1 protein-coding gene is annotated in these 880 nt (G+C 70.1%); it reads left to right on the top strand.

From position 1 onward, the window contains the following. The first annotated feature begins 57 nt into the window (after window positions 1-57). Window positions 58-567 carry a GtrA domain-containing protein gene (locus tag ABEA26_RS36080; RefSeq protein WP_345598309.1) on the top strand — a complete coding sequence of 170 codons (510 nt, stop codon included), beginning with the start codon at window positions 58-60 and terminating at the stop codon, window positions 565-567. The last annotated feature ends 313 nt before the right edge of the window (window positions 568-880 follow it).

Raw genomic sequence — 880 nt, 5'->3', positions numbered from 1 at the left:
GGCCCTCCGATCTTACGAATGACCAGAGCAACCACCCTTGAAAGGTAGGACACCGCCATGAAGCCGCTGCTCGTAAAGAGACACGGGAAAACGGCTTCGGCCGGTCCCGGACCAGCCGCCCCCCTCATACGGTTCGCCGTCTCCGGCGGCGGTGTCGGAGTCCTCTCCAGCCTCGCGGTACCACTACTGGCCACGACCCTGCCCTGGGCCCTCTCGAACGCGATCGTCACCACCCTCTCCACCCTGCTGTGCACCGAACTCCACGCCCGCTTCACCTTCGCCACGGGACGCGCCGCCGGACGACGGGAGCACTGGCAGTGCACGGCCTCGGCAACCGCCGCCTACCTGGCCACCGGCACAGCCGTCCACCTCCTGCACCTGGTCCAGCCCTCCGCCGGCCTCCTGACCGAACAGGCCGTCTACCTCGCCGCCTCGGGCCTCGCCGGCACGGGCCGCTTCCTCCTCCTGCGCCACTACGTCTTCACCAGCCACCCCGCCCCAAGCACCCAGCCATCCACACGACAGGGGACAGCGGCCCCACCCGCCCCCGCAACAGCACCCGCGTAGACGCGTACGACAGACAGCCAACCCCACTCCCCCACCCGGCACCCCCACCAGGACGCCGATCCCCCACTACCCGGCCGGCCACCCGACTCCCACCCCGTGCCGACAACCGCCGCACACCGCCCACCCCGACCCAATCCCCCCACCCACACAGCACACCGACACCCTCCTCCAGCCCGACACCCTCACCCGCCCAGAACACGACTCCCGCCAGGCAGGCCCTCCCGGCGGCAGCACGCTCCCCACGTGCGGCGAATGAACCCGGCATAGCGTTCACCCCCAGCCTGTTGCAACGAAACGGTGGACGCTATTGCGT

Origin of the sequence: Streptomyces marokkonensis (assembly GCF_039539045.1) — a bacterium.
GTDB classification, from domain to species: Bacteria; Actinomycetota; Actinomycetes; order Streptomycetales; family Streptomycetaceae; genus Streptomyces; species Streptomyces marokkonensis.
The sequence above is the reverse complement of the archived record's forward strand: the minus strand, read 5'-3'. Positions and strand labels throughout refer to the sequence as shown.